Source organism: Enterovibrio makurazakiensis (genome assembly GCF_050336585.1).
GTDB lineage: Bacteria > Pseudomonadota > Gammaproteobacteria > Enterobacterales > Vibrionaceae > Enterovibrio > Enterovibrio gelatinilyticus.
Map to the genome: position 1 here is coordinate 182,183 of NZ_JAKJSE010000008.1, position 20,195 is coordinate 202,377.

At 45.7% G+C, this 20,195-nt stretch carries 18 protein-coding genes; 11 read left to right on the forward strand and 7 right to left on the reverse strand.

Translation table 11 applies throughout. The features are described 5' to 3' along the window. Nucleotides 1–420: 420 nt before the first annotated feature. Nucleotides 421–1,638 carry an EAL domain-containing response regulator gene (locus L4D06_RS07080; protein ID WP_429738476.1) on the reverse strand — a complete coding sequence of 406 codons (1,218 nt, stop codon included), beginning with the start codon at nucleotides 1,636–1,638 and terminating at the stop codon, nucleotides 421–423. 255 nt (nucleotides 1,639–1,893) lie between these two features. Here L4D06_RS07080 and L4D06_RS07085 point away from each other — a divergent pair, with 255 nt between their 5' ends. After that, nucleotides 1,894–2,775: a DMT family transporter gene (locus L4D06_RS07085; RefSeq protein WP_429738478.1), complete on the forward strand. Its 882-nt coding sequence runs from the start codon at nucleotides 1,894–1,896 to the stop codon at nucleotides 2,773–2,775. Between the two features lie 146 nt (nucleotides 2,776–2,921). On the opposite strand, the gene L4D06_RS07090 is transcribed toward L4D06_RS07085, so the two are convergent. Then, nucleotides 2,922–3,404, reverse strand: coding sequence for a MarR family winged helix-turn-helix transcriptional regulator (locus L4D06_RS07090; RefSeq protein ID WP_028024093.1), 483 nt, complete (start codon nucleotides 3,402–3,404; stop codon nucleotides 2,922–2,924). Nucleotides 3,405–3,707: 303 nt separating this feature from the next. Between L4D06_RS07090 and L4D06_RS07095 the strand changes: the two genes are divergently transcribed. From L4D06_RS07095 to mepK, 6 genes are all read left to right on the forward strand, one after another. Beyond that, on the forward strand, nucleotides 3,708–4,964 hold the full coding sequence (locus L4D06_RS07095) for an imelysin family protein (RefSeq protein WP_429738479.1): 1,257 nt from the start codon (nucleotides 3,708–3,710) through the stop codon (nucleotides 4,962–4,964). A 71-nt stretch (nucleotides 4,965–5,035) separates the two neighbouring features. Next, entirely contained in the window at nucleotides 5,036–6,412 is a 1,377-nt protein-coding gene (locus L4D06_RS07100) for a di-heme oxidoreductase family protein (RefSeq protein ID WP_429738480.1), read from the forward strand. 12 nt (nucleotides 6,413–6,424) lie between these two features. Then, on the forward strand, nucleotides 6,425–7,480 hold the full coding sequence (locus tag L4D06_RS07105; protein WP_429738482.1) for an imelysin family protein: 1,056 nt from the start codon (nucleotides 6,425–6,427) through the stop codon (nucleotides 7,478–7,480). 2 nt (nucleotides 7,481–7,482) lie between these two features. Further along, nucleotides 7,483–8,571 carry a DUF1513 domain-containing protein gene (locus L4D06_RS07110; RefSeq protein ID WP_429738484.1) on the forward strand — a complete coding sequence of 363 codons (1,089 nt, stop codon included), beginning with the start codon at nucleotides 7,483–7,485 and terminating at the stop codon, nucleotides 8,569–8,571. Nucleotides 8,572–8,672: 101 nt separating this feature from the next. Next, nucleotides 8,673–10,319, forward strand: a complete 1,647-nt coding sequence (locus L4D06_RS07115) for a L,D-transpeptidase family protein (RefSeq protein WP_489685843.1) — start codon at nucleotides 8,673–8,675, stop codon at nucleotides 10,317–10,319. 303 nt (nucleotides 10,320–10,622) lie between these two features. After that, entirely contained in the window at nucleotides 10,623–11,174 is a 552-nt protein-coding gene (mepK, locus tag L4D06_RS07120; protein ID WP_274165568.1) for a peptidoglycan L,D-endopeptidase MepK, read from the forward strand. Nucleotides 11,175–11,263: 89 nt separating this feature from the next. Here mepK and olsF read toward each other — a convergent pair whose 3' ends face one another. Next, on the reverse strand, nucleotides 11,264–13,042 hold the full coding sequence (gene olsF / locus L4D06_RS07125; RefSeq protein ID WP_429738487.1) for a bifunctional ornithine lipid synthase OlsF: 1,779 nt from the start codon (nucleotides 13,040–13,042) through the stop codon (nucleotides 11,264–11,266). A gap of 35 nt (nucleotides 13,043–13,077) precedes the next feature. Next, nucleotides 13,078–13,962, reverse strand: coding sequence for a UDP-2,3-diacylglucosamine diphosphatase (locus L4D06_RS07130; protein WP_429738489.1), 885 nt, complete (start codon nucleotides 13,960–13,962; stop codon nucleotides 13,078–13,080). Between the two features lie 219 nt (nucleotides 13,963–14,181). On the opposite strand from L4D06_RS07130, the gene L4D06_RS07135 reads away from it, so the two are divergent. Next, a complete protein-coding gene (locus L4D06_RS07135; RefSeq protein WP_274165565.1) occupies nucleotides 14,182–14,835 on the forward strand; it encodes an MBL fold metallo-hydrolase in 654 nt (217 codons plus the stop codon). A gap of 12 nt (nucleotides 14,836–14,847) precedes the next feature. Here the strand turns inward: L4D06_RS07135 and L4D06_RS07140 are convergent, their stop codons facing one another. Next, complete coding sequence (locus L4D06_RS07140; protein WP_274165564.1) at nucleotides 14,848–15,543, reverse strand: DUF2982 domain-containing protein; 696 nt, start codon at nucleotides 15,541–15,543, stop codon at nucleotides 14,848–14,850. A 271-nt stretch (nucleotides 15,544–15,814) separates the two neighbouring features. On the opposite strand from L4D06_RS07140, the gene L4D06_RS07145 reads away from it, so the two are divergent. Further along, entirely contained in the window at nucleotides 15,815–16,192 is a 378-nt protein-coding gene (locus tag L4D06_RS07145; protein ID WP_274165563.1) for a MarR family transcriptional regulator, read from the forward strand. 346 nt (nucleotides 16,193–16,538) lie between these two features. Beyond that, nucleotides 16,539–16,949, forward strand: coding sequence for a hypothetical protein (locus L4D06_RS07150; protein WP_274165562.1), 411 nt, complete (start codon nucleotides 16,539–16,541; stop codon nucleotides 16,947–16,949). 141 nt (nucleotides 16,950–17,090) lie between these two features. On the opposite strand, the gene L4D06_RS07155 is transcribed toward L4D06_RS07150, so the two are convergent. Both L4D06_RS07155 and L4D06_RS07160 read right to left on the reverse strand, forming a co-directional pair. After that, nucleotides 17,091–18,500: a basic amino acid/polyamine antiporter gene (locus L4D06_RS07155; RefSeq protein WP_274165561.1), complete on the reverse strand. Its 1,410-nt coding sequence runs from the start codon at nucleotides 18,498–18,500 to the stop codon at nucleotides 17,091–17,093. 227 nt (nucleotides 18,501–18,727) lie between these two features. Further along, nucleotides 18,728–19,255, reverse strand: a complete 528-nt coding sequence (locus L4D06_RS07160) for a SulA-like leucine-rich domain-containing protein (RefSeq protein WP_429738492.1) — start codon at nucleotides 19,253–19,255, stop codon at nucleotides 18,728–18,730. Between the two features lie 273 nt (nucleotides 19,256–19,528). Here L4D06_RS07160 and L4D06_RS07165 point away from each other — a divergent pair, with 273 nt between their 5' ends. Continuing rightward, on the forward strand, nucleotides 19,529–20,170 hold the full coding sequence (locus L4D06_RS07165; RefSeq protein ID WP_429738494.1) for a thiopurine S-methyltransferase: 642 nt from the start codon (nucleotides 19,529–19,531) through the stop codon (nucleotides 20,168–20,170). Nucleotides 20,171–20,195 lie beyond the last annotated feature (25 nt).

Sequence of the window (20,195 nt, forward strand, 5' to 3'; positions counted from 1 at the left end):
GCTTCCGCTAACTTACCAGTAAATACCATATAATCTGTGAAAAGACACTGTCGCTAACCAAATTGAAATCAATCCGATCAGTTTTGGTGTCGTACACGATGGAATATGAAATATGGAACTTGATGTAGAAGTTGTGTGTTTGGCCGAAGGCTTGATGGTGCTTGGCGGGGGAGACGTCATCCAAATTGATTCGCCCACAGGCGGTTCGCTTAAGAAAGATCTTGAATGAGATTGCTCAAGAACCGGACGTTAGTCTTGAGCAGATCATTTATGCATTTGTTCATCGCTTGCCGAATCGCCATAACCGATCGCGGGCTCTGAAAAAATTCAGCGTGTCCGGTCCGCTGCTGTGGCGAAGTTTCTTGTTTTTAGTCGGAAACTTTTTTGTTTTAAGTCAGGAACAAGGGTGCTGTGTTTAGCTTAGCCGCTCGTTTTTGACGTAGCGCCGACACCTTTCAACCAACTGTTGTACCAATTCTTCAAGCTTTCTATGGCTTTCGGTCGACAGATTAAAAAACCCTGTAGCAGTATGCCGGGGTATCTTGAAGAAAGATATTCCAGATCTTCAAAGTGTTCTATACCTTCGGCGACCAAATCTACATCAAATGAGTTTGTAATTTCAGCGAGTGACTGAACAATCACCTGACTGAATTGATCTTGATGAATGTGGTTGATTAAAGTTCTGTCAATTTTCACTTCAGTAAAAGGTAAATTACGAAGTTGATTGATATTGGTAAATCCCGTTCCAAAGTCATCCATTGACAACCCATACCCTCTTATCCTGAGCCGATTGAGTGACTCCATCTGTTCGGGCGTTTTCAGGGCATACTCTTCGGTGATTTCTAACACGATGCGTGATTTATCAATGTGTTTTTCTTTAAAGAGAATTTCGAGTCGATTGGGGATCTCTAAATCAGCGAGTTGCTGAGCGGACAGGTTGATGCTGACATGTACGTTGTCGCCAAAGATTTTCGAGAGTTCATTCATATCGTTGGCAGTGCTTTCTGCCAGTTGCATTGTTATCAGATCCATCAGGTCATGCTTTATTGCTGTGGGTATAAAGCGCCCTGGTAGCACGGCATCTGTTTCTCCTGGCAATCGAATACGTGCAAGGACTTCGAGGCTTTGGACAAGGTTTGTTTCAGGGTTTAATTTGGGTTGGTAATAGGGGATAACTTGATGACGTTCTATACAGTTCAAGAGCTCAGTTTTATCCATTTTCTTAAAGTGGGTAAAACGCCGTTCTTCAATTTGCTCCATTCTATCAAGTATTAGTTTCAAGGCATCGACTTTTATCGGTTTGGAAACGTTACCCAATAGGCAAATAGACTGTTGCCTTGCGACTTCAGCTGCGAGTTCAATGATCCGCACGTCAAGGTCGGACATGATGCAAACGCCACCTTTGAAATCAATCTTTCCTAGCTCTCTTATCACGCCCATTCCATCAATCTCAGGCATATTAAGATCGGTAAGGACGATGTCATACTTGGTAGGAAATTTATGCAATTCATCAATGACTTGAGTCGGGGACGAAAAGCTAGTGACGTCTCGATAGCCAAGCTCTTTCAGCATTCCCTCTACCAAGGCTAAGATGGCGATGGAATCATCGACAATCAGTATTCGCCTTTCTTTGTGCATTTCTATTCCCTTGAGAAAAGTGTATCACTATTAAAACTAGATGCATCTCAGAAAAACACAAACGTCAGGTGAGTATGAAAAATCATACAATGCGGAGTCGGACGTAAATTTTGAATCGGTTTAAGCGCTTAGTCATTGTTCATTGATTTGAAGCAATACGTTATTGCCGTCTTGTTGATATGGCCGATTCTGGCGAAAGAGATGCGCGAATGCGGTTAGTATGGTTTCCAAGGGTATCTCAACGCAGGATTTTTCATGGAAATTAACAGAAAAGACTCCTTGGAACTGGTGTTGCTCGCCGCACTTTGGGGGGCTTCTTTTATACTTATTCGTTACGCTGTACCCGAATTTGGGCCGTTTTCTCTCATTTTAGTTCGCGTTGGTCTTGCAGCTTCATTGCTGCTGCCAGTTCTCATTGCACGTCGTCAATTCCCTGTGTTGAAAGCGCATTGGTTCCACGCATGTGTTGTAGGTTTATTCAGTTCTGCCGTGCCTTTCTTGTTATTTGCCTATGCGATGATGAGTGTTACAGGAAGCTTCGCATCTATCGTCAATGCCGGAACACCAATATGGGGGGCAATCATTGCCTATTTGTGGTTAGGGGAATCCATGACCAGAAATCGCGTTTTTGGCCTTCTTTTGGGTGTGGTTGGCGTCGTGATTCTTGTTTGGGGGAAACTTGACTTTGGTGACCAAGGATTGGGTTTTCCTGTGTTAGCGGTATTAGGAGCGACCTTTATGTATGGAATCGCTGCGAGTTATACCAAACGCTTCTTACATGACATTCCTCCGGTTGTTACTGCGACGGGTAGTCAGATAGGGGCAACATTGTCTTTACTTCCTTTTGGTATTTACTTTTGGCCCGACGCAGCGCCGAGTGGTGCTGGATGGATTGCAGCAATGGTGCTGGGATTTGCCTCTACGGGCTTCGCGTATGTGATATTTTTTAGGCTAATTGCTAACGTTGGCCCTGCGAATACGATGACAGTGACATTTTTGATCCCCTTGTTTGCAGCAGTATGGGGTGCGATGTTCTTGGGCGAAGTGATTACCATAAGAATGATGCTCGGTGCGCTTACCATTTTCTTGGGAACTGCACTAGCAACTGGGTTTCTATCGCGAAGAAAAACGGGGTAGATGTGGGTGGTCAACAATGTGTAGCCATGATGCGCGGTGATTGAGCAGATAGCTATCGACTTGAGGGTTAATAAAGCTAGTCGACAAAGACCGGTAGAAACAAAAAAGAGCCCCAAAAGGCTCTTTTTTTGTCTACGCCGACGAGGCTATTGAGATTCTGACGTTGTTAACGCAGAAACTTCCAGCAGAGGCGCAGCATCAATATTGTCAGCATTCATCATCGAAGAGATTCGCTGTACGGAGGAGATGAGCAAGGATTGCTCCCACTCTTCCAGTGATTGAAAGCGAGAAATGAAGCTGTCCTGCAAAGGCTTAGGCGCTTGCTCAAGCGCTTTTTCACCCTCTGGTGTTAAATGAGCGTGCACCTTTCTTTTGTCTAAGTTACTTCTTACTCGAACGATAAGGTTTCGGCTCGCGAGGCGATCTAAGATGGTCGTCGCGGTGGCTTGGCTCATATTGGTATGGTTAGACAGTTGGCGAATAGTCACTTCATCCAATTCGTGAATAGCACTCATTAATACAAGCTGAGGACCTGTTAGGCCTGCGACTTTGTTTAGCTTACGTGAATGTAGGTCAATGGCTCGGATAATTTGTCTAAGCGCAACCAGCACCTCTTCGTGCTTCTCCATCGAAGCGTCTCCTATAACTGCAGCAGGGTGAAAAACCGCGAAATTATCTGCGTAAAACGCAAATAATAAAAGGCTTTTTCAATAACCTTACACACAGGAAGCGAAAGATGCGATATCGAGTAGTCACAGAATCTCATTCGGGGTCGAAAACGATGTCATAGATGGCGCATTTGCAGCATGTTAACAATAATGCGCATTCAAATGATATTTTTTATCATTATCATTTGAAAAGGTTGATAGTGAATGTAATAATCATTCGCGTTTGTAATAACTGGTTACATATCAACTTTTCAAGGACAGATTATGATGTATTCCTCTCGTGCCACGGCTCTCTCTGTATTTTCACTTTCGCTAGCTTCTTTTCCCACGTTGGCAGCGACGCCAGATCAAGTTGTTAGCCACTATGCCGATCTCGCTCATGCGGTTTATAGCGATTCGCATCGCACGGCAATACAGCTTGATACGGCAATCAACGCGCTGATTGATAAACCGTCAGCACAAACGTTGGCGACAGCGAAAACAGCGTGGCTTGCAGCTCGAGTACCGTATCAGCAATCTGAAGTGTTTCGTTTCGGCAATGCCATTGTTGATGACTGGGAAGGGCAACTGAATGCGTGGCCCTTGGACGAAGGTTTGATTGATTACGTGGCAACGGATTACCAGTATGAATTGGGTAACGAAGGCGCGGTAGCTAACATTATTGCTAGCAAGTCGATTAGTGTGGGCAATGAAACCGTTGATATTCAGCAGATCACGCCGGAGCTTATTGCATCATTGAATGAACTAGGAGGGTCTGAAGCTAACGTGGCGTCAGGATATCACGCCATTGAGTTTCTGCTTTGGGGGCAAGATCTGAATGGCACGAGCAGTGGTGCGGGGGAGCGTTCTTATACTGACTTTGCTTACGGTGAGTCATGCACAAGTGGAAATTGTGATCGTCGCAGAGACTATCTGAAAGCGGCATCTGAATTGCTGATCACTGATCTGGCGTGGATGGAAAACCAATGGTCAGCGGGTGTAAGTGGTAATTACCGTGAAACCCTGCTTAACGAAAACGTTGAAAATGGTCTGCGTAAAATGTTGTTTGGCATGGGGTCTTTGTCGTTAGGTGAATTGGCGGGTGAGCGCATGAAAGTGGCTCTTGAGGCCAACTCTTCAGAAGACGAGCATGATTGCTTTTCGGACAACACTCACAACTCCCATTATTACAACGAGCAAGGGATCTATAACGTCTTCACCGGCAGCTACTCTCGTGTAGACGGCTCTGAAGTGAGCGGTCCATCTTTGTATGACATGGTGAAAAAAGCGAACCCTGAAAAGGCGGGTGAGATCCTTGCCGAATTCGATTCAGCGCGCAGTGCCGTCTTCAAGCTGGTGGAATCAGCTGAAGTGAACGGTGTGTATTTCGACCAATTGATTGCCACTAATAATGCAGATGGCCATCTAGTGATAAACAACGCGATTGCTGCACTGGTTGATCAAACTCGTGGCATTGAGTCTATTGCTGGTGAGTTGGGTATTAGCAATCTTAATCCAGATAGTGCCGATCACCAGTTCTAAGAAATAAACAATTAAATAGGGAGTTGCGGCAGGTCTGTTGCAGCTCCTTTTGACGTATTTGGAAAGTAGTCATGAAATACACGGTTTTACTGTTTAGTGCCTTTGCATCGTTGTCATTTGCAGGCGAAATAAAGTCGGGTGGAGACACGACAACAAGCAAGCAAGGCGCGAATGCTTTTTCTCAACCCGCCACCAACCTTCCCCTCAGCGAGCGCATTGACTTCAGTGTTGGCAATAGTTTTTTTCGAAACCCTTGGGTAAGCGCTCCAGCATCGACTGATGCCAGAGACGGCCTTGGGCCTCTGTTCAATACCAATGGATGTCAGAACTGCCACATTAAGGATGGGCGAGGCCACTTACCTCTGGCAGGCGATCAAAATGCGGTATCGCTGCTTATCCGCCTAAGTATTCCAGCCATGACTGATGCGCAAAAAAAGCAGCTTATCTTGTCCGGGAATATTCCCGAGCCCACTTATGGTGGACAGCTACAAGACTTTGCGCTTCCTGGCGAAAACCCCGAAGGTAGAATTGTCGTTAATTTCGATTATCACACTGAAACGTTTAGCGATGGACACACCGTTGAGTTACGCAAACCAAAGATAACGATTGATGACTTGAACTATGGTGCGATGCACTCCGAAACCCAAATGTCCGCACGCATAGCGCCACCGATGATTGGACTAGGTTTGCTGGAATCGATACCTGACGCGACGTTATTGGCCATCGCCGAGCAGCAACGAAAGGAAAATAAAGCCATTTCGGGGCGTCCCAACTATGTGTGGGACGTAGTGCAAGAGAAAACTGTAATTGGTCGCTTTGGCTGGAAAGCGGGTCAGCCAAATTTAATGCAGCAAAATGCGGCGGCGTTTAATGGAGACTTGGGCTTAACCAGTACCTTGTTTCCTGATGAAAACTGCTCGGTAGCGCAAGACTTATGCCAGCGTTTACCAAGCGGTGGTCAACCTGAAGTCACCGAGAAAATACTCAATTTTGTCGAGTTCTATTCGCAACACCTCGCAGTGCCGATGCGTCGAAACCTTGCCGAGCCTTTGGTGCAACACGGGGAGGTGTTGTTCCAAGAAGCGGGCTGCGCAAGTTGCCATCAATCTACGATACAGACAGCGGAGCGAAAAGATAGGCCAGCACTTAGCCAGCAAACGATCCACCCCTATACCGATTTACTTCTGCATGATATGGGACAAGGGCTGGCAGATAACCGAGGCGAGTTTCTCGCGACCGGACAAGAATGGCGAACGGCACCGCTTTGGGGTATCGGTTATACCCAGGAGGTGAACGGACACACAGAGTTTCTGCATGATGGACGTGCTCGAACGGAAATGGAGGCGATTCTTTGGCACGGTGGAGAAGCAAAAAACAGTAAAGAAGCAGTGTTAGGGTTCAATGCGAGCCAGAGAGCCGCATTGATAGCATTTCTCAAGTCGTTGTAGGAATGGAATGTGATGATTGATTTAGCTAACAGAGCACACTGGCTATGTGGATTTTCCTTTTTGGTGACGCTGTCACTTATTTCGGGGTGTGACAGCCAAGCGACTAACATCTCCGTTTCAAATATGCAGCTGGGAGAGCAACTTTGGGATATTCAAAAACAATCAACGTCATCATTTATACGTGAAGCCAAGGCGTTAGAATCTGAAATTGCTGCTCTGTGCGAAGTGAAAACGCATGAGGCACTTGCTGAGAGTCAGACGCAGTGGGTGAAAACCATCAAAGCGTGGCAGTCCGTGGCGGGTGCGAATTATGGCAACGAAGCGGCGATGTCCTTGAGTTGGCAAATTCAATTCTATCCTGACAAGAAAAACACCATTGGACGTCAGATCGGGAAATTGCTTAAGAGTGACAAGGACATGTCCGCGTTATCGCTAGAAAATCAAAGTGTCGCGGTGCAAGGTCTTGGGGCACTTGAGTGGTTACTTTTTGATGGCATGCAGAAGGGTGAATCTAAGAGCGATATATTGGTATCACGCTGTCCATTGACTCAAGCAATTTCATCACATCTGGTGTTTTCGTCAGAGCTGATGGCTTCGGCATGGCAGGACAATCTTTGGAAGGGGGTGGCCAAAGAACAGCGCGAGAGGGATGCGTTGAATATCTTGGCTAGTCAACTGGACTCAGCCATTAAAACCCTGTCTCTGCCAATGGGAAAGCCTGGTTATCCTAAGCCGTATCAGGCGCAAGCATGGCGTTCAGGTCAATCACTGGCGTTGTTGCGAGAGCGTATCGAAGCCTTACAAGCCCGCTATATCGGATCGGTTGATGGTGTTTTACGAGAACAAGGTAGAGAGGCATTAGCAGATCGACTGGTTAAACACTGGAGCATTGCGTTGGAAAGCGTACCGAACGGCGATGCGATTAAGCCTTATCTATCAGAACCTGCCGAGTACCGCAAATTAATAACACTGTCGAATAACTTAGAGTATATCAAGATTGCTTTGGCTGACGAAGTCGCCGCGGCGCTGGGTATGGTCGTGGGCTTCAACTCGACAGACGGAGACTAGTCATGGTGAGCCAAAAACGACGACGCATGTTGTTATCAGCATTGGCGGTGTTGGTCTCTGGTGGCAGTGTTGCTGGTGGACTATATGCGCGGCATCGAGTGTCTAAGACCGCGACGCCATCTTACATAGGATGTGCTCGTCAATCAGACGGTCAGTTCAATGTGACGGCCATTGATGATACGGGAGAGGTCTGTTTTACCTCACCACTTCCATCACGTGGTCACGGAATAGCTGTTGATCACCAAAAGCGTTTAGCCTTTGTATTTGCTCGTCGGCCAGGCACTTATATCCGTGTGATATCAACAGAGACGGGTAAGGTGTTTTCTACTTATCATTCCGATCCTCAACGCTATTTTTATGGTCATGGCGATGTGCTGGGTGACGTGTTGCTGACAACCGAAGGTGTTGAAGGATCAAGCGAAGGTGTGATTGGTATCTACCGTATTGCTTCCAATGGCAGCCTTACCAAACTTCATGAGATTGTTGGTTTTGGGATTGGCCCGCATGAGCTTAAAGTCGTCGATGAGCTTACTTTGGCTGTTGCTGTTGGGGGAATACACACGGATAAGCGAATACCAATGAACCTCGGCACGATGAAGCCCGCTTTGGTATTCATCGATATTCCATCAGGGAACGTCACCCAGCAATATTATCTAAAAGACCACCAATTAAGCATCCGTCATCTTGCTGTGAGTTCAGCTAAAGACGTGGTGATTGCGCAGCAATATAAAGGTGATACCGATAAAGTTTCACCATTATTAGCGATAAAGCGAAATAATGGTGACTTTGTAACTCTCAAGGGGAGTACTGAGCAGTGGACGCGTTTTCAACACTACATCGGCAGTGTGGCATGCACGGATAAACAAGTGATAGCTACCTCACCTCGTGGCAATTGTTTTGGGGTTTGGGATATTGAAACGGGTGAGCTCCAGTCACTATCAGCCTTGATGGATGCTTCTGGCGTCTCGGCTGAAGCTGACCGTTTTGCGTTAAGCGCAGGCAGTGGCAGGGTTGCATTTCAACTGGCTAGAAAAAGTATTAATTTTCATACATCTGGCGTGACCTGGGATAATCATTGGGTCATGCTATGACGTCATACTTTTCTAACTCTTTGTTTTTCTAGATTCATAAAAAATCCGCCAACGAAAGCCGCGTCCTTTGCCATACTAAGATCTCAATTGGGAGGTAGCGCATGTTTTTAGCTCGTACGTTTTTTAAGGCATTATGGGTGGTAGCCTTAATACCTATGTCCTTATGGGCATCGGAACCTTCTGATATGCAACAAAAGCCGTCATTATCTGCGCTAACTTGGGTGAAACAAGCGGAGTCAGAAGTCGGGGTGGTTTCTCACACAAGCGATCTTGCCAACATCTATGAGTATTTTTCTTTCTCCCCCATTTGGCATGATTATCGCGCTAAGGATGAACTAGAAACGCAGATCAACATTATTTCTCTTGCAGGATTGAGTGAAGATTTTGAATGGCGTGCGCTTATGCTGAGGGATCTAAGATCGAGTGGTGATTGGCGAGCATACGACGTGTTTGCCACCGACAGTCTGCTTGCGTTGACCCGTTATATCGATGGTATCCCAACTCATGGGAAAAGCTGGTTCTTTGGCACCGATATTACAGATGATTTACCGCCACCAACACTGACCAAAATCAACGGACTTGTTGCAGCTGGAAGCCGAAACCAACTTTTTGATTATGTGTTTAAACTGCGCCCAGATACGCCACAATATCGCGAAATGGCGAAAGCAATCGTTAAGCTCCAAGACGTAGAACAACGGTATTGGCCCAAGTTTGCGCAAGGTGGGCTGATACGACCGGGTAAAGAACTCGATGACGCAGACAGTCTGATCACCAGCTTGGAAAGACATGGTGTGTTGAGCGGCACTGAAGCTCAGCGACTAAAAATCGCACAAGTGAGTGACTACAACGCCACATTGGTTGGTGCTGTTAAGCGCTTTCAGGCTCGTCACGGCTTGAAAGAAGATGGCGTAATAGGCAATAAAACCCGCCAATGGCTGAATAAATCGGTAAATGCTCGCATCCAAATTCTTGCTTTGAATATGGAACGTTTGCGCTTATGGCCAACTGAGAGAAGCAAGATCATTCTGGTGAATATTCCCAATTACGAAATGGAGTTGTGGATTGACAGCGAACTCGTACTCGACAGCAAAGTGGTAGTTGGACGTCCAAGTAGAAGAACCCCATTGTTTGATTCTCGGTTGGATTCTGTTGTATTCAATCCTAGCTGGAATGTCCCTGTGACGATTATGCGCAAAGACATTCTTCCTAAGGCGCGTCAAGACAATGAGTATTTGTCCAAGCACAGCTATACGGTGCTGAGCAGTTGGGTAAATGGCGATGTGATCCCTCATAGCGATATTGACTGGGACAACGTCACGGACAGAAATTTCCCGTATCGTTTACAGCAATCCCCAGGCGATTTTAACGCACTTGGGCGCTACAAATTTAATACCCCTAATGGCAATGCTATCTACCTGCACGACACGCCTGCAAAGAGTTTATTCAGTAAAGAGAGAAGGGCGTTCAGTTCAGGGTGTATTCGTGTTCAAAAAGCGGAAACATTGGCGCAGGTATTGTTGAGTCGTTCTGGTTTGGAGTTTGGCGATTATGACTATTACCGTCAGCATCTCGAAACCAAATGGGTGACACTGAGGCAAAAAGTTGCAGTTCATACCATCTATCAAACCGCATGGGTGAATGGGGAAGGCAACGTTGAGTTTCGCAGTGATGTTTATCATTACGATGCAAGACCAAAACGCACCCTAACTTCGTTAGGGGCTGTCGCTGCAAATAATCCAACCTTTTAATTCCACATTCTTGTGAAATGAGATCGTCATCCTCGAGTTGCGTGAGGTTGCTTGAGTAAAAATAGAGACGTGCGCCACACTTACACATTTTTACATTTTACTGACAAAGATAAAAAACCATCTAAATTCATCACGAAGCGGTGCTTTTTACAGCTGTTCGCTCATTTTAGAGACACTTGACCGTTTGATTCATATATCAACTGCCGTTAGATTCCTGTTTGTTTAAAGCGCCATTAGCTGCAACGTCAAAGCAGTGGGCGACTTGTTTTGTGAATTTTAGTTTTTGGGAAATAGTTGGTTTTTATGAACGGTTTGGATACCCAACGTCGCCGCTTCTTGCTGGGTGGTGCGGCGTGTGTGGTAGCGGCAGCGTTACCGAAAAAGGCACTTGCTCTACCTTTGGCCTCCGGCGAACCTCGTGTACTGTCGATGACAAGCATAAACACGGGTGAACACCTAAATATTTGCTATTTCGACGGTCAAACGTATCTTGCGAATGAGCTACATGAACTCAATAATTTGTGTCGTGACCACCGTAGAAATGTCTCAACCGAGATGGACAAGAAGCTGTATGACCAGCTGACGGCTATTTATCAAAAAGTAGGGGCAAAGCATCCTATTAGTATGGTGTCGGGTTATCGTTCACCAGCCACGAACGAAATGCTGCGCAAAAAGGGTGGGGGTCAAGCGAAGAAAAGTTATCACATGACTGGGCAAGCCATCGATTTCCATATTGAAGGCGTGCCATTGGCAAGTATTCGTGATGCTGCACTTTCGCTGAAAGCTGGGGGAGTAGGCTATTACCCCAACAGTGGTTTCATCCATATTGATACAGGCCCAGCAAGAACGTGGTAGTGATCGCTAAAATACCTCGTTGAGTTGGAAGACAGTTGATGTGAAAAGGGCGTAGCTTTCGAGCTAGCGCCCTTTTTGTTTTTAGACGGTTAGACTGGGCTAGTCTGCTTATTTGATTGGCGTTTTGGTGCGAGTTCTGTTGGTTGTTGATCATTGTTAGGACGCAAATAGCGTTGACGTTTCTTCTCTTTGAGCTTGCTCATATCAACCATAACTAAACCATCAATACAGTCTGAAAAATCGGGGTCTACGCCGAAATCGAGAAACTGAACGCCGCCGGTCTCACAAAGCTCGCTGTACTGTTTGTACAATGTCGGAATACTGGTGCCGAGATTATCGAGCAATACCTTCAGTGTTTTTAAATCTTGCTGGTAATCATTCCTACAGAAGTGATTAAGTAACTCATGTTCTTTCTGGCTATCAATATTAAATGGATGCTTTGATCGCGCCACGTCAGACGTCGCACCAAAATATGTACGATAGAAAAAGATAAGCAACTCTTTGGCGGCATGTGGCATGGCATTGCTGATGGTGACTGGACCAAACAAATAGCGATAGTGGGGGTGCTTAGAGAGGAATGCACCTATGCCAAGCCACAGATACTCTAAGCTGCGTTTACCCCAATACTTGGGTTGCACAAAGCTTCGCCCAAGTTCCAATCCTGCATTCAGGTAAGGGGTCATGCCTTCGTCGTAGTTGAACAAGCTATGGGTATATAGTGATTGAATGCCCTGCTGAGTGATGACGGCTTGGGTATCGCAGAAGCGATAGGCGCCAACGATGTCTAGACACGCAGGATCCCACAGCACCAAATGAAAGTAGTGTTCATCATATTTATCGATGTCACGTCGCTGACCTGTCCCCTCGCCGACGGCGCGAAATGCCACTTCGCGCAGCCTCCCGATTTCCCGCATAACCGATGATTCGTTTTTGTAGCGATAGAGGTAAATGATCTTTCCATCGGGTGTGATGCCTAATGTCTCAGAGGTTTGCAGTTCTTCTTGCAGTGCTAACGGGTTTTCGGGAGGGGCGATTGCTGATTCGGTAGGAAACAAACCCACCTTACCTTTTGCAATATTATATAGGTGTTTTTTGACCAACTTGACCCGTGTTTTAGTGGGTAAGTTCTTGCTCGCGTGGTAGCTGGTATATGGGATGGCTTCGCCTATAGTGAAGGTGATATGGCTATTTTTTTGCCCAAACATTTCATTCACCAAAAGCAACGTAGATAGTGGTTTGTAAACCATAGAAGCGCCATAGAACACGGCTGAATTTCTGCCATCAACATGTATGGGCAGTATGGGGGCTTTGGCTTTGGTCGCCATTCTTAGAAAGCCGTTCTGCCAGTCAATATCTTTAACACCCGTAGGACCCAATCTAGATACTTCACCCGCAGGAAATATGATGATGGCCCCTTCATTGTTGAGCCAGTCATCAATGTTTCGCAGATTATCCTTTGGGGTCTTGCCCGACATGTTATTCACCGGTAGCAGACAGTGGTGCAACGGCTTAATTTGCATCAGCAAGTTATTGGCAACGGCTTTTACGTCAGGACGAATTTCTCTTACCAACTTGAGCAATGCTAATCCATCAAGTGAACCTATGGGATGGTTAGCGATGATCACAACACGGCCAGCACGGGGAATGCGTTCTTTTTCGCGATCACTCGTGAAGTAGCTAAAGTGAAAGTAGTCCAATACTTGCTCGACAAATTCGAAACCTTTCAGGTACGGGTATTTGTTAGCAAAATCATGAAATGCTTGCTGGTGGAGCAACTTGTGCAACGTTGATGATACGGGCTTTGCTAGCCAAGGCTTTTGCGCCAAATTCGGATAATGGTGGGTGATTACTTCATCGATATTGAACATAGTTTTCCTAAAATGACCTTTTTCAATTTGGTTGATCAAGCGGCTTCTGAGTCTTTATCTTCAGATTGATCGCTCTCAGGCTCATTGCTCATAAAGTCATGGTGTTCAACGTCAACGCTTTTAGGTGACATTGAAACTAATGAGGGGTCGACAAACGCGTTGGTTTCACAAATCAATTCTGGCTTTTCTGTCCAGCGGATCAGTTGCAGTGTGCCTTCGTGTTGTTCAATGAGTGCTGTGCAGTTTTCAATCCAATCACCGTCATTGAGATATAGCGTCCCGCCAATGTTCTTCATGCCCGGGTGATGGATATGGCCACATACCACGGCATCAGCCTCTTTTCTCAGCGCAAACTGAACCGCCGCGTTTTCAAAACGGGAAATGGCAACGTTCGCAGATTGGACTTTGGATTTGATATAAGACGCCAACGACCAATAGGAGAAGCCCATTCGCCGTCTTGACCACGCCCACCATCTGTTGAGAAATAACAAAAAATCATACCCGACATACCCAGCTAACTCCGTGAGTCGGCTGTGGCATACGGCGTTGTCGAATTCGTCGCCGTGAAGGGCAATGATGCATTTGCCGGAGACTGTTTCATGTAGATAGCGTGCATGGACTTCGATGCGCCCAAAATCGAAGGATAGGTAATCGCGAATGGCTGCATCATGGTTGCCAGGCACATAAATTAAGCGGGTACCGGCGTGGGCTCGCTGAATCAGTAAGGAGATGACTTCACTATGTGATTCTGGCCAGTGTCGGTTTGACTTCATGGAATGGAAGTCAACGATATCTCCAACAAGAATGATGGTGTCAGCCTCATGGTGCTGGAGAAAGTCGAGAAGGTATTTTGCTTTGCAATCTTTGTTGCCTAGGTGAAGATCTGAGATCCACAGGGTACGCACTGAGATTGAATTCATAGCTTTCCATTTATTGGTCAAAACGTGTGATGTGACAAATGACAAGCTACGACGGTTAAATGAAAAAAGAACGTCAGTATGGTGACGTCTTGGTGTCAGCGAGTTGACAGCAAGATGACATAGCAGGCGCTAAATGCGAGCGGGATAGGATGACAACATTAAAATAGTGGAAATAGCATGGTATGCTTTGCGCGTTTTCGCATTTATACGGATTGTATTATGGCTTTGAAGTTTGAGATTGTCCCTGTTACCGCTTTTCAGCAAAACTGTTCCATCATCTGGTGTGATAAAACCAACGAAGCAGCATTGGTCGATCCCGGTGGCGATGTGGCTACATTGATTGCAAAAGTTGATGAGCTAGGTGTAAAAGTCACCAAAGTGTTGCTGACTCATGGTCACCTTGACCATGTGGGTGGAACGGTGGATATTGCAGAAGCGTATAAAGTGCCAGTTATCGGCCCTGAAAAGCAGGATGCATTTTGGCTTCAAGGGTTACCGAAACAAAGCGAAATGTTTGGCTTTGCGCTCACCGAGTCGTTTGAGCCAAATCAATGGTTGAATGATGGCGACACGGTAACCATTGGCGAAAGCACGCTGAATGTGATTCATACGCCAGGACATACTCCTGGGCATGTTTGCTTCATTAGTGAAGATGATCGTATGGCATGGGTTGGCGATGTACTGTTCAATGGCAGCATTGGTCGTACCGACTTTCCGAGAGGCGACCACGCAACACTGATTAGCTCAATCAAAGAGAAGCTGTTTCCTCTTGGAAATGATATTCGCTTCGTGCCTGGTCACGGCCCAACTTCAACGTTTGGTGTTGAGCGTCAACAAAACCCGCATGTTGCTGACAATATGCCGATTTGGTAAAGGAGTCCTACTTTACTCTGGTTTCTCTGCGGGATGTCGCCCCGCAGAGGCTAAATACCGACGCGTTAATCCCACAAAATCCTCTAGCGGCCGGTCTAATAAATCTTCACTGACAAACACGTCGTAGCCCAATAGTTCTCTTGTATATTTCATGCGGTTTGCCAACATCGCGACTAAACCTTTGTAGACTTTTCCACTCGCCCCAACATAGGGTGTGTCGTCGAACATCATGTCTTCGAGCTTAGTTTTACGCTGGGTTTCAGATCGTCTATAGGCTGTTAGCAATAAACCTCGTTGCTCCATAATGATGTGGCTAGCAAGACGAAAACTGATTCCGTCTAACAAAGGTTCATAGTCTTTGAGCTTGATGCCAAGCCATGGCATAGGTTGGTGCCAGCCTTGAGTAGAAACAGAGGGGATGCCAATTTCCCGGATATCACGCCATTTTACGCTCCATCCACCTTTTGGCGTGTGGTGTTGGAGGTGCATGTCGGACAGTGAAAATGAGAGGCGTTGTTGGTCGATGATACGAGCAATGTAAAAGCCTAAACCACCAAGAAGACTTACGCCTAGGAAAGCTGGAATTGCATTGATCTGTGGATTAACGATGACGAGCGTCAGCACAATCATGATAAGCACTATGACTGCAATGGAAAAATATTTACCGAGCTGTTGGTATGGTGGATAAATCAGCAACTGCTTGTTCACTTCTTTAGAGATCCTTTATTCGATACATAATCAAAGCATAGTGCGATCACTCCGTTAACATAACATTCGAGAGATGCCTTAGTCATTCAAAGAGGCGCTGTTTAACTTTCAAACAAAATAACAAGAACTTTCCGACACTTGGCTCAACTTTCATCCGAAAACACGGTTAGCGCTATAAAACCCATGCGGATTTTGGTATAAAACGCGCTTTGTTTTTCACCCTGCTGTATCAGGGGATGCTTAACGCAGTGCATCGGAGTAGGACGATTTAATGAAGATCTCTCATAAACGTAAAGTTCAAGGCAAACTTCAAAAACACATTAAAGCAGTGAAATCAGCTTCAGTGGCGTCTTTGAAAAAAGAAAAGCCAGCGAAAGCCGTTGTAGCGGCAAAACCGGCTATTGAGCCAAAAACTGAAACAGCACCTAAAGTTGTGGCGAGTACTTCTCTGACTCCGAAACAACAGCAGGTTCTGGATATTGTCCGTCAAAATGCTGAAGGTCTTAATCCTAAAGGAATCGGTCTAGCGGCTGGCCAGGAAGAAGCGAAAGCGGCTTCATGGGCGAGCGCGGCATTGAAGAAACTGGCAGAAGAGGGTGTGGTTGAACGCCTACAAGTGGGTAGCAAGGTGCTTTACAAAGCGCTTTAATTTCTCCACCGCTTCATAAAGTTTTGGACCAGCTTTCGAGCTGGTTTTTTTGTAGGCAATTTTCGCTAAAAATTACGCCACTGTTAACGTGCTGTAGCCGTTAATGATGGTGTTTTTGTTTATGAACAATGAATCGCTGATCAAGCCCAAACTTCTCGTTTATTTGCGAGATTACTCTCGAAAAATACATATAGTGAGTGGTAATTTGAATGTTCCTAGTTTGTTTAATACACCTGTTTATTAAACAAATGAGGGTTATACCAAGCAAGCCTACATCTTCAGGTTACTTGGGTGTAGTTAGCATTTGGATGCGAATTGGATTGAAAATAAAGCAGCAGGATTTGCTATGACAGGATATGTTGGTGGAACGGAGAGTCATCTGAGTGGCGTAATCAACTTTGATTACACTCACTTTCTCTGTGAGTCTAGCCGCGAGAGCTGGACTTTTTCTCAAGCCCTAATGGTGCAAGTATCACGCTGGCGTCGTCGTGGCGCAATTGAGCCAGAGAATACTAACTGCGCCTTTCCAAGTGAGGCGTTTGCATCTGCTGTTAGCCATTCACTCTCTTCTTTGTACAGTGATGTTTCTAATCTGATCACCTTGATTGAAGAGGCAAAGAAACAGCACATTGAAGCGCTGAACATCATGCTACCTTACGCACTTGATGAGAGTGAGTTGGATAAAATTCGTCGTAAAACTCATGTTCAAATCACACAGCTGGAAGAAGAGCGTGATGTCCTTCAGGTTCAGTTTTAGCTGTGAAGTTTGTTTGCCAAATACCTAGCTAATTACCTCGCCGTTTATTTGCGTTTATTTGCGTTTATTTGCGTAGGTTTGCTCATGTGATGATGATTGTGAGTAGGGCTGAAAAACGGCGTTTCAATGGTATATCCCGCCTTAAAGTTTCACCCCGTTGGCAATCAGATAAACGGCAACAATGCCCGCAATCACAACACCAATAAGAATGAACTTATTCCTTCCTTTGAATGCAGGCTCGCCGCTTTCGTGCTTCGCAAACAGATAAAATGCAATGCCGGGAAGATACAAGAGCGTTGCTAGAAGTAGGTGGTGGAATCCAGAGGCGTAAAGTAACCAAATGCCATAAAGTGTCGCTAGTGTTGCGATCATCCTTACTCGTGTGGTGCTCAGTTCGACACGCGATAATTTAAGAAGATAAGCCCCCACCAATAAATACGGCACCAAAATCATTTCCGATGCGACAGTGAGAAGGTCGTCATAACCTCCTCCAATGAGATACATAAAAATTAAACACAGTTGCACCACCGAACTGGTTAGCCAGAGCGAATGTGTGGGCGCACCGTTGCTATTGGTTTTCGCAAAGCATTTTGGAAACATGCCATCTTTTGCCGCCGTATAAGGTGTCTCTGTCGCCAGAAGAGTCCAACTTAGGTAGGCGCCACAGACCGAAATAATTAAACCTGTACCAATGATGACAACACCCGCCTTACCAATTAATGCCTCGAGAATTTTCGCTGTTGATGGGTTAGGGTATTTCGCAAGTTCAGGCGTTGAAACTACCCCCATTGCAAGCAAAGTGACTGACACGTATAAGAATAGGCAGGTTAATAGCCCCAGAATAGTTGCTCGACCAACATCTTTACGATTCTGTGCTCGGCTCGAGACCACGACAGCGCCTTCAACGCCAATAAATACCCACACAGTGATCAGCATGGTTTGTTTTACCTGATCAAACAGGCTGGGTTCATTGGCGATAGTCACACCGCTAAAATCGAAGGTAAAGGTGTGCCATTTGAAAGCAAATAACGCAGCGACAATGAAGATGATGATAGGAATAAGTTTAGCAATGGTAGTGACATAGTTCACGATGGCTGCAGTTTGGACGCCACGCATTACCAATGCGTGGACGAGCCAGATCAGAATGGATGATAAACCAACAGATAGAAGGGTATTTCCATTGCCAAACAGCGTCATTGAGCTCGTGTCGAAGAACAAACCCAATGTGCTAAAAACGATAACGAGGTAAGAGACATTCGCGACGGCAGCACTTAGCCAATAACCCCATGCAGAAAAGAACCCGCAAAGATCGCCAAACCCTGCCTGAGCATATCCAAATACACCGCCAGTAATGTCGGGTTTGTTCATGGTCAATTCTTGAAACGTCAGTGCGAGACAGACCATGCCAAAACCCGTAATCGCCCAACCAAGTGTCACGGCTGCAGGACTAGCGATGGCTGCCATGTTTTGCGGCAAGCTAAATACTCCCGCACCAATCATTGAACCAATGACGAGCGCAGTGAGCGCCTTTAAATCTAACTTATTACCCAAAATAACTGCCCATGCTATCAATCTAAGAAGTGAAAGAGTGAAGTGGCTGAGTATAGTTAACAAAATCTATGGGTCATTTGTTCAGAAATGGGATTTGAAAATAATGGATGCGATTGATGAATCAAAGAATGTAGAGGTGCAGGTCTAATTCATAAAGGTTTCGCGACAATCAGAATCGTTGATAGCTGATTGTCGCGAGGCAGTGTTTGTTGTTTATAACCATTGGATCAGTGCAGGCGTTCAGAAAATCCATTGATGACGAAGCCTTGGGCTTGAGTATTTTCTTCGCCTGACGTTATGCGCTGTTGTTGCAAAACGGTGTCATTAAAATCTTCATACTCACCAAAAGCAATCACGGCAGACGAAGTATCTGATGCCATCGCTTTCTTCATCAATGCAATTGCATCATGTGTTGAAGTAGGCCTTGCAATACGGATTTGAGATGTCTGAATACCCGCTTGTTGAAAAAGAGACAAACAAAAACGAGACGGCGGGGCAATCAAGGTAATCCATTTTTGGCTTTCACTAAATGACTTTAAGACTCGAAGCAAGTAAGCCAATTCACTCATATTGTTTTGGTAAACGTTGACCGAAACCAATCCCCCATTTGAATTACCTTCCTGAGAAAAGGTATTTGAACCAGTATGACGATAGCTTTTTGCACCGGCAGCAAGACGAGCATAATGCTCACGCACGACTGGGCGTGAGAGCGACTGATGAGGTACTGAATGGGGAGTTGCATACGAGTGTTTCATCTCAAATTCCTGTATGTTTATCCAATACTGTATGTCTATACAGTAGTTATTATTTACACAAAAAACAATAGGGAATGAGAAAACATCGAGACGCTGATCACGAATATGGGCGTATTGATCCTTCGAAACTTACATGGCGTGCTCAGATATACGAGTTTTATTGTATATGTTTTGTTGAGTCATACCTTGAGGATGCAGTTCGTCGGCCAACAAAACCATGTTGTTTGGGTATATGATAGAGGCCACTGTAAGTATTTTTCTAAAGAGCTGAAGATGGATCAGGAATTTTGGCATAGTCGCTGGGCAGAGAATCGAATTGGCTTTCACCTCACAGAGACAAACCCTTCTTTATTAAAGCATTGGCAAGCTCTTCATCCTCAGCGTCATGAGGCGGTATTCGTGCCGATGTGCGGTAAGTCGGTCGACCTAAGCTGGCTTGCGAGCAAGCATGATGAAGTTGTTGGTGTTGAGCTAAGTGAGATCGCTGTTCGTGCGTTTTTCTCTGAGCATTTATATACCCCCTTGGTGACCGCAATCAGCCCAATGATGAAGCTGTATCAATTTGATGAAGTCTCCATTTACAGTGGAGACTATTTCTCTGCGCCATTGGCTCAGTATCCACTGATCTATGACCGTGCAGCACTGATTGCTATGCCAGGTAACCTTCGTCAGCGTTATGTGGCTCGTTTGCTTTCTTTGTTGCAGCCGGGTGGGCGTATTTTATTGGTTACCTTGGATTATCCTCAGGATCAAATGGATGGCCCTCCATTTAGTGTGACTGGCGATGAAGTGCATTCGTTGTTTGAGGGCTGCAAGATCACTTGCCTTGATCGTGATGAAAACAGCGATCGGCCACCAAAGGGTAAAGCGGCGAGTCATTTTGTGGAAGAAGTCTGGCTTATCGAGTCAGAGTAAGCCAGGTTACCGCTCCGTTAATTGT

Coding starts and splice junctions, on each gene's coding strand:
- L4D06_RS07150 (WP_274165562.1), top strand. CDS start 16,539: ATGACAGGATATGTTGGTGGAACGGAGAGTCATCTGAGTGGCGTAATC.
- L4D06_RS07085 (WP_429738478.1), top strand. CDS start 1,894: ATGGAAATTAACAGAAAAGACTCCTTGGAACTGGTGTTGCTCGCCGCA.
- L4D06_RS07110 (WP_429738484.1), top strand. CDS start 7,483: ATGGTGAGCCAAAAACGACGACGCATGTTGTTATCAGCATTGGCGGTG.
- L4D06_RS07115 (WP_489685843.1), top strand. CDS start 8,673: ATGTTTTTAGCTCGTACGTTTTTTAAGGCATTATGGGTGGTAGCCTTA.
- L4D06_RS07165 (WP_429738494.1), top strand. CDS start 19,529: ATGGATCAGGAATTTTGGCATAGTCGCTGGGCAGAGAATCGAATTGGC.
- mepK (WP_274165568.1), top strand. CDS start 10,623: ATGAACGGTTTGGATACCCAACGTCGCCGCTTCTTGCTGGGTGGTGCG.
- L4D06_RS07090 (WP_028024093.1), bottom strand. CDS start 3,404: ATGGAGAAGCACGAAGAGGTGCTGGTTGCGCTTAGACAAATTATCCGA.
- L4D06_RS07105 (WP_429738482.1), top strand. CDS start 6,425: ATGATTGATTTAGCTAACAGAGCACACTGGCTATGTGGATTTTCCTTT.
- olsF (WP_429738487.1), bottom strand. CDS start 13,042: ATGTTCAATATCGATGAAGTAATCACCCACCATTATCCGAATTTGGCG.
- L4D06_RS07100 (WP_429738480.1), top strand. CDS start 5,036: ATGAAATACACGGTTTTACTGTTTAGTGCCTTTGCATCGTTGTCATTT.
- L4D06_RS07080 (WP_429738476.1), bottom strand. CDS start 1,638: ATGCACAAAGAAAGGCGAATACTGATTGTCGATGATTCCATCGCCATC.
- L4D06_RS07135 (WP_274165565.1), top strand. CDS start 14,182: ATGGCTTTGAAGTTTGAGATTGTCCCTGTTACCGCTTTTCAGCAAAAC.
- L4D06_RS07160 (WP_429738492.1), bottom strand. CDS start 19,255: ATGAAACACTCGTATGCAACTCCCCATTCAGTACCTCATCAGTCGCTC.
- L4D06_RS07095 (WP_429738479.1), top strand. CDS start 3,708: ATGATGTATTCCTCTCGTGCCACGGCTCTCTCTGTATTTTCACTTTCG.
- L4D06_RS07130 (WP_429738489.1), bottom strand. CDS start 13,962: ATGAATTCAATCTCAGTGCGTACCCTGTGGATCTCAGATCTTCACCTA.
- L4D06_RS07145 (WP_274165563.1), top strand. CDS start 15,815: ATGAAGATCTCTCATAAACGTAAAGTTCAAGGCAAACTTCAAAAACAC.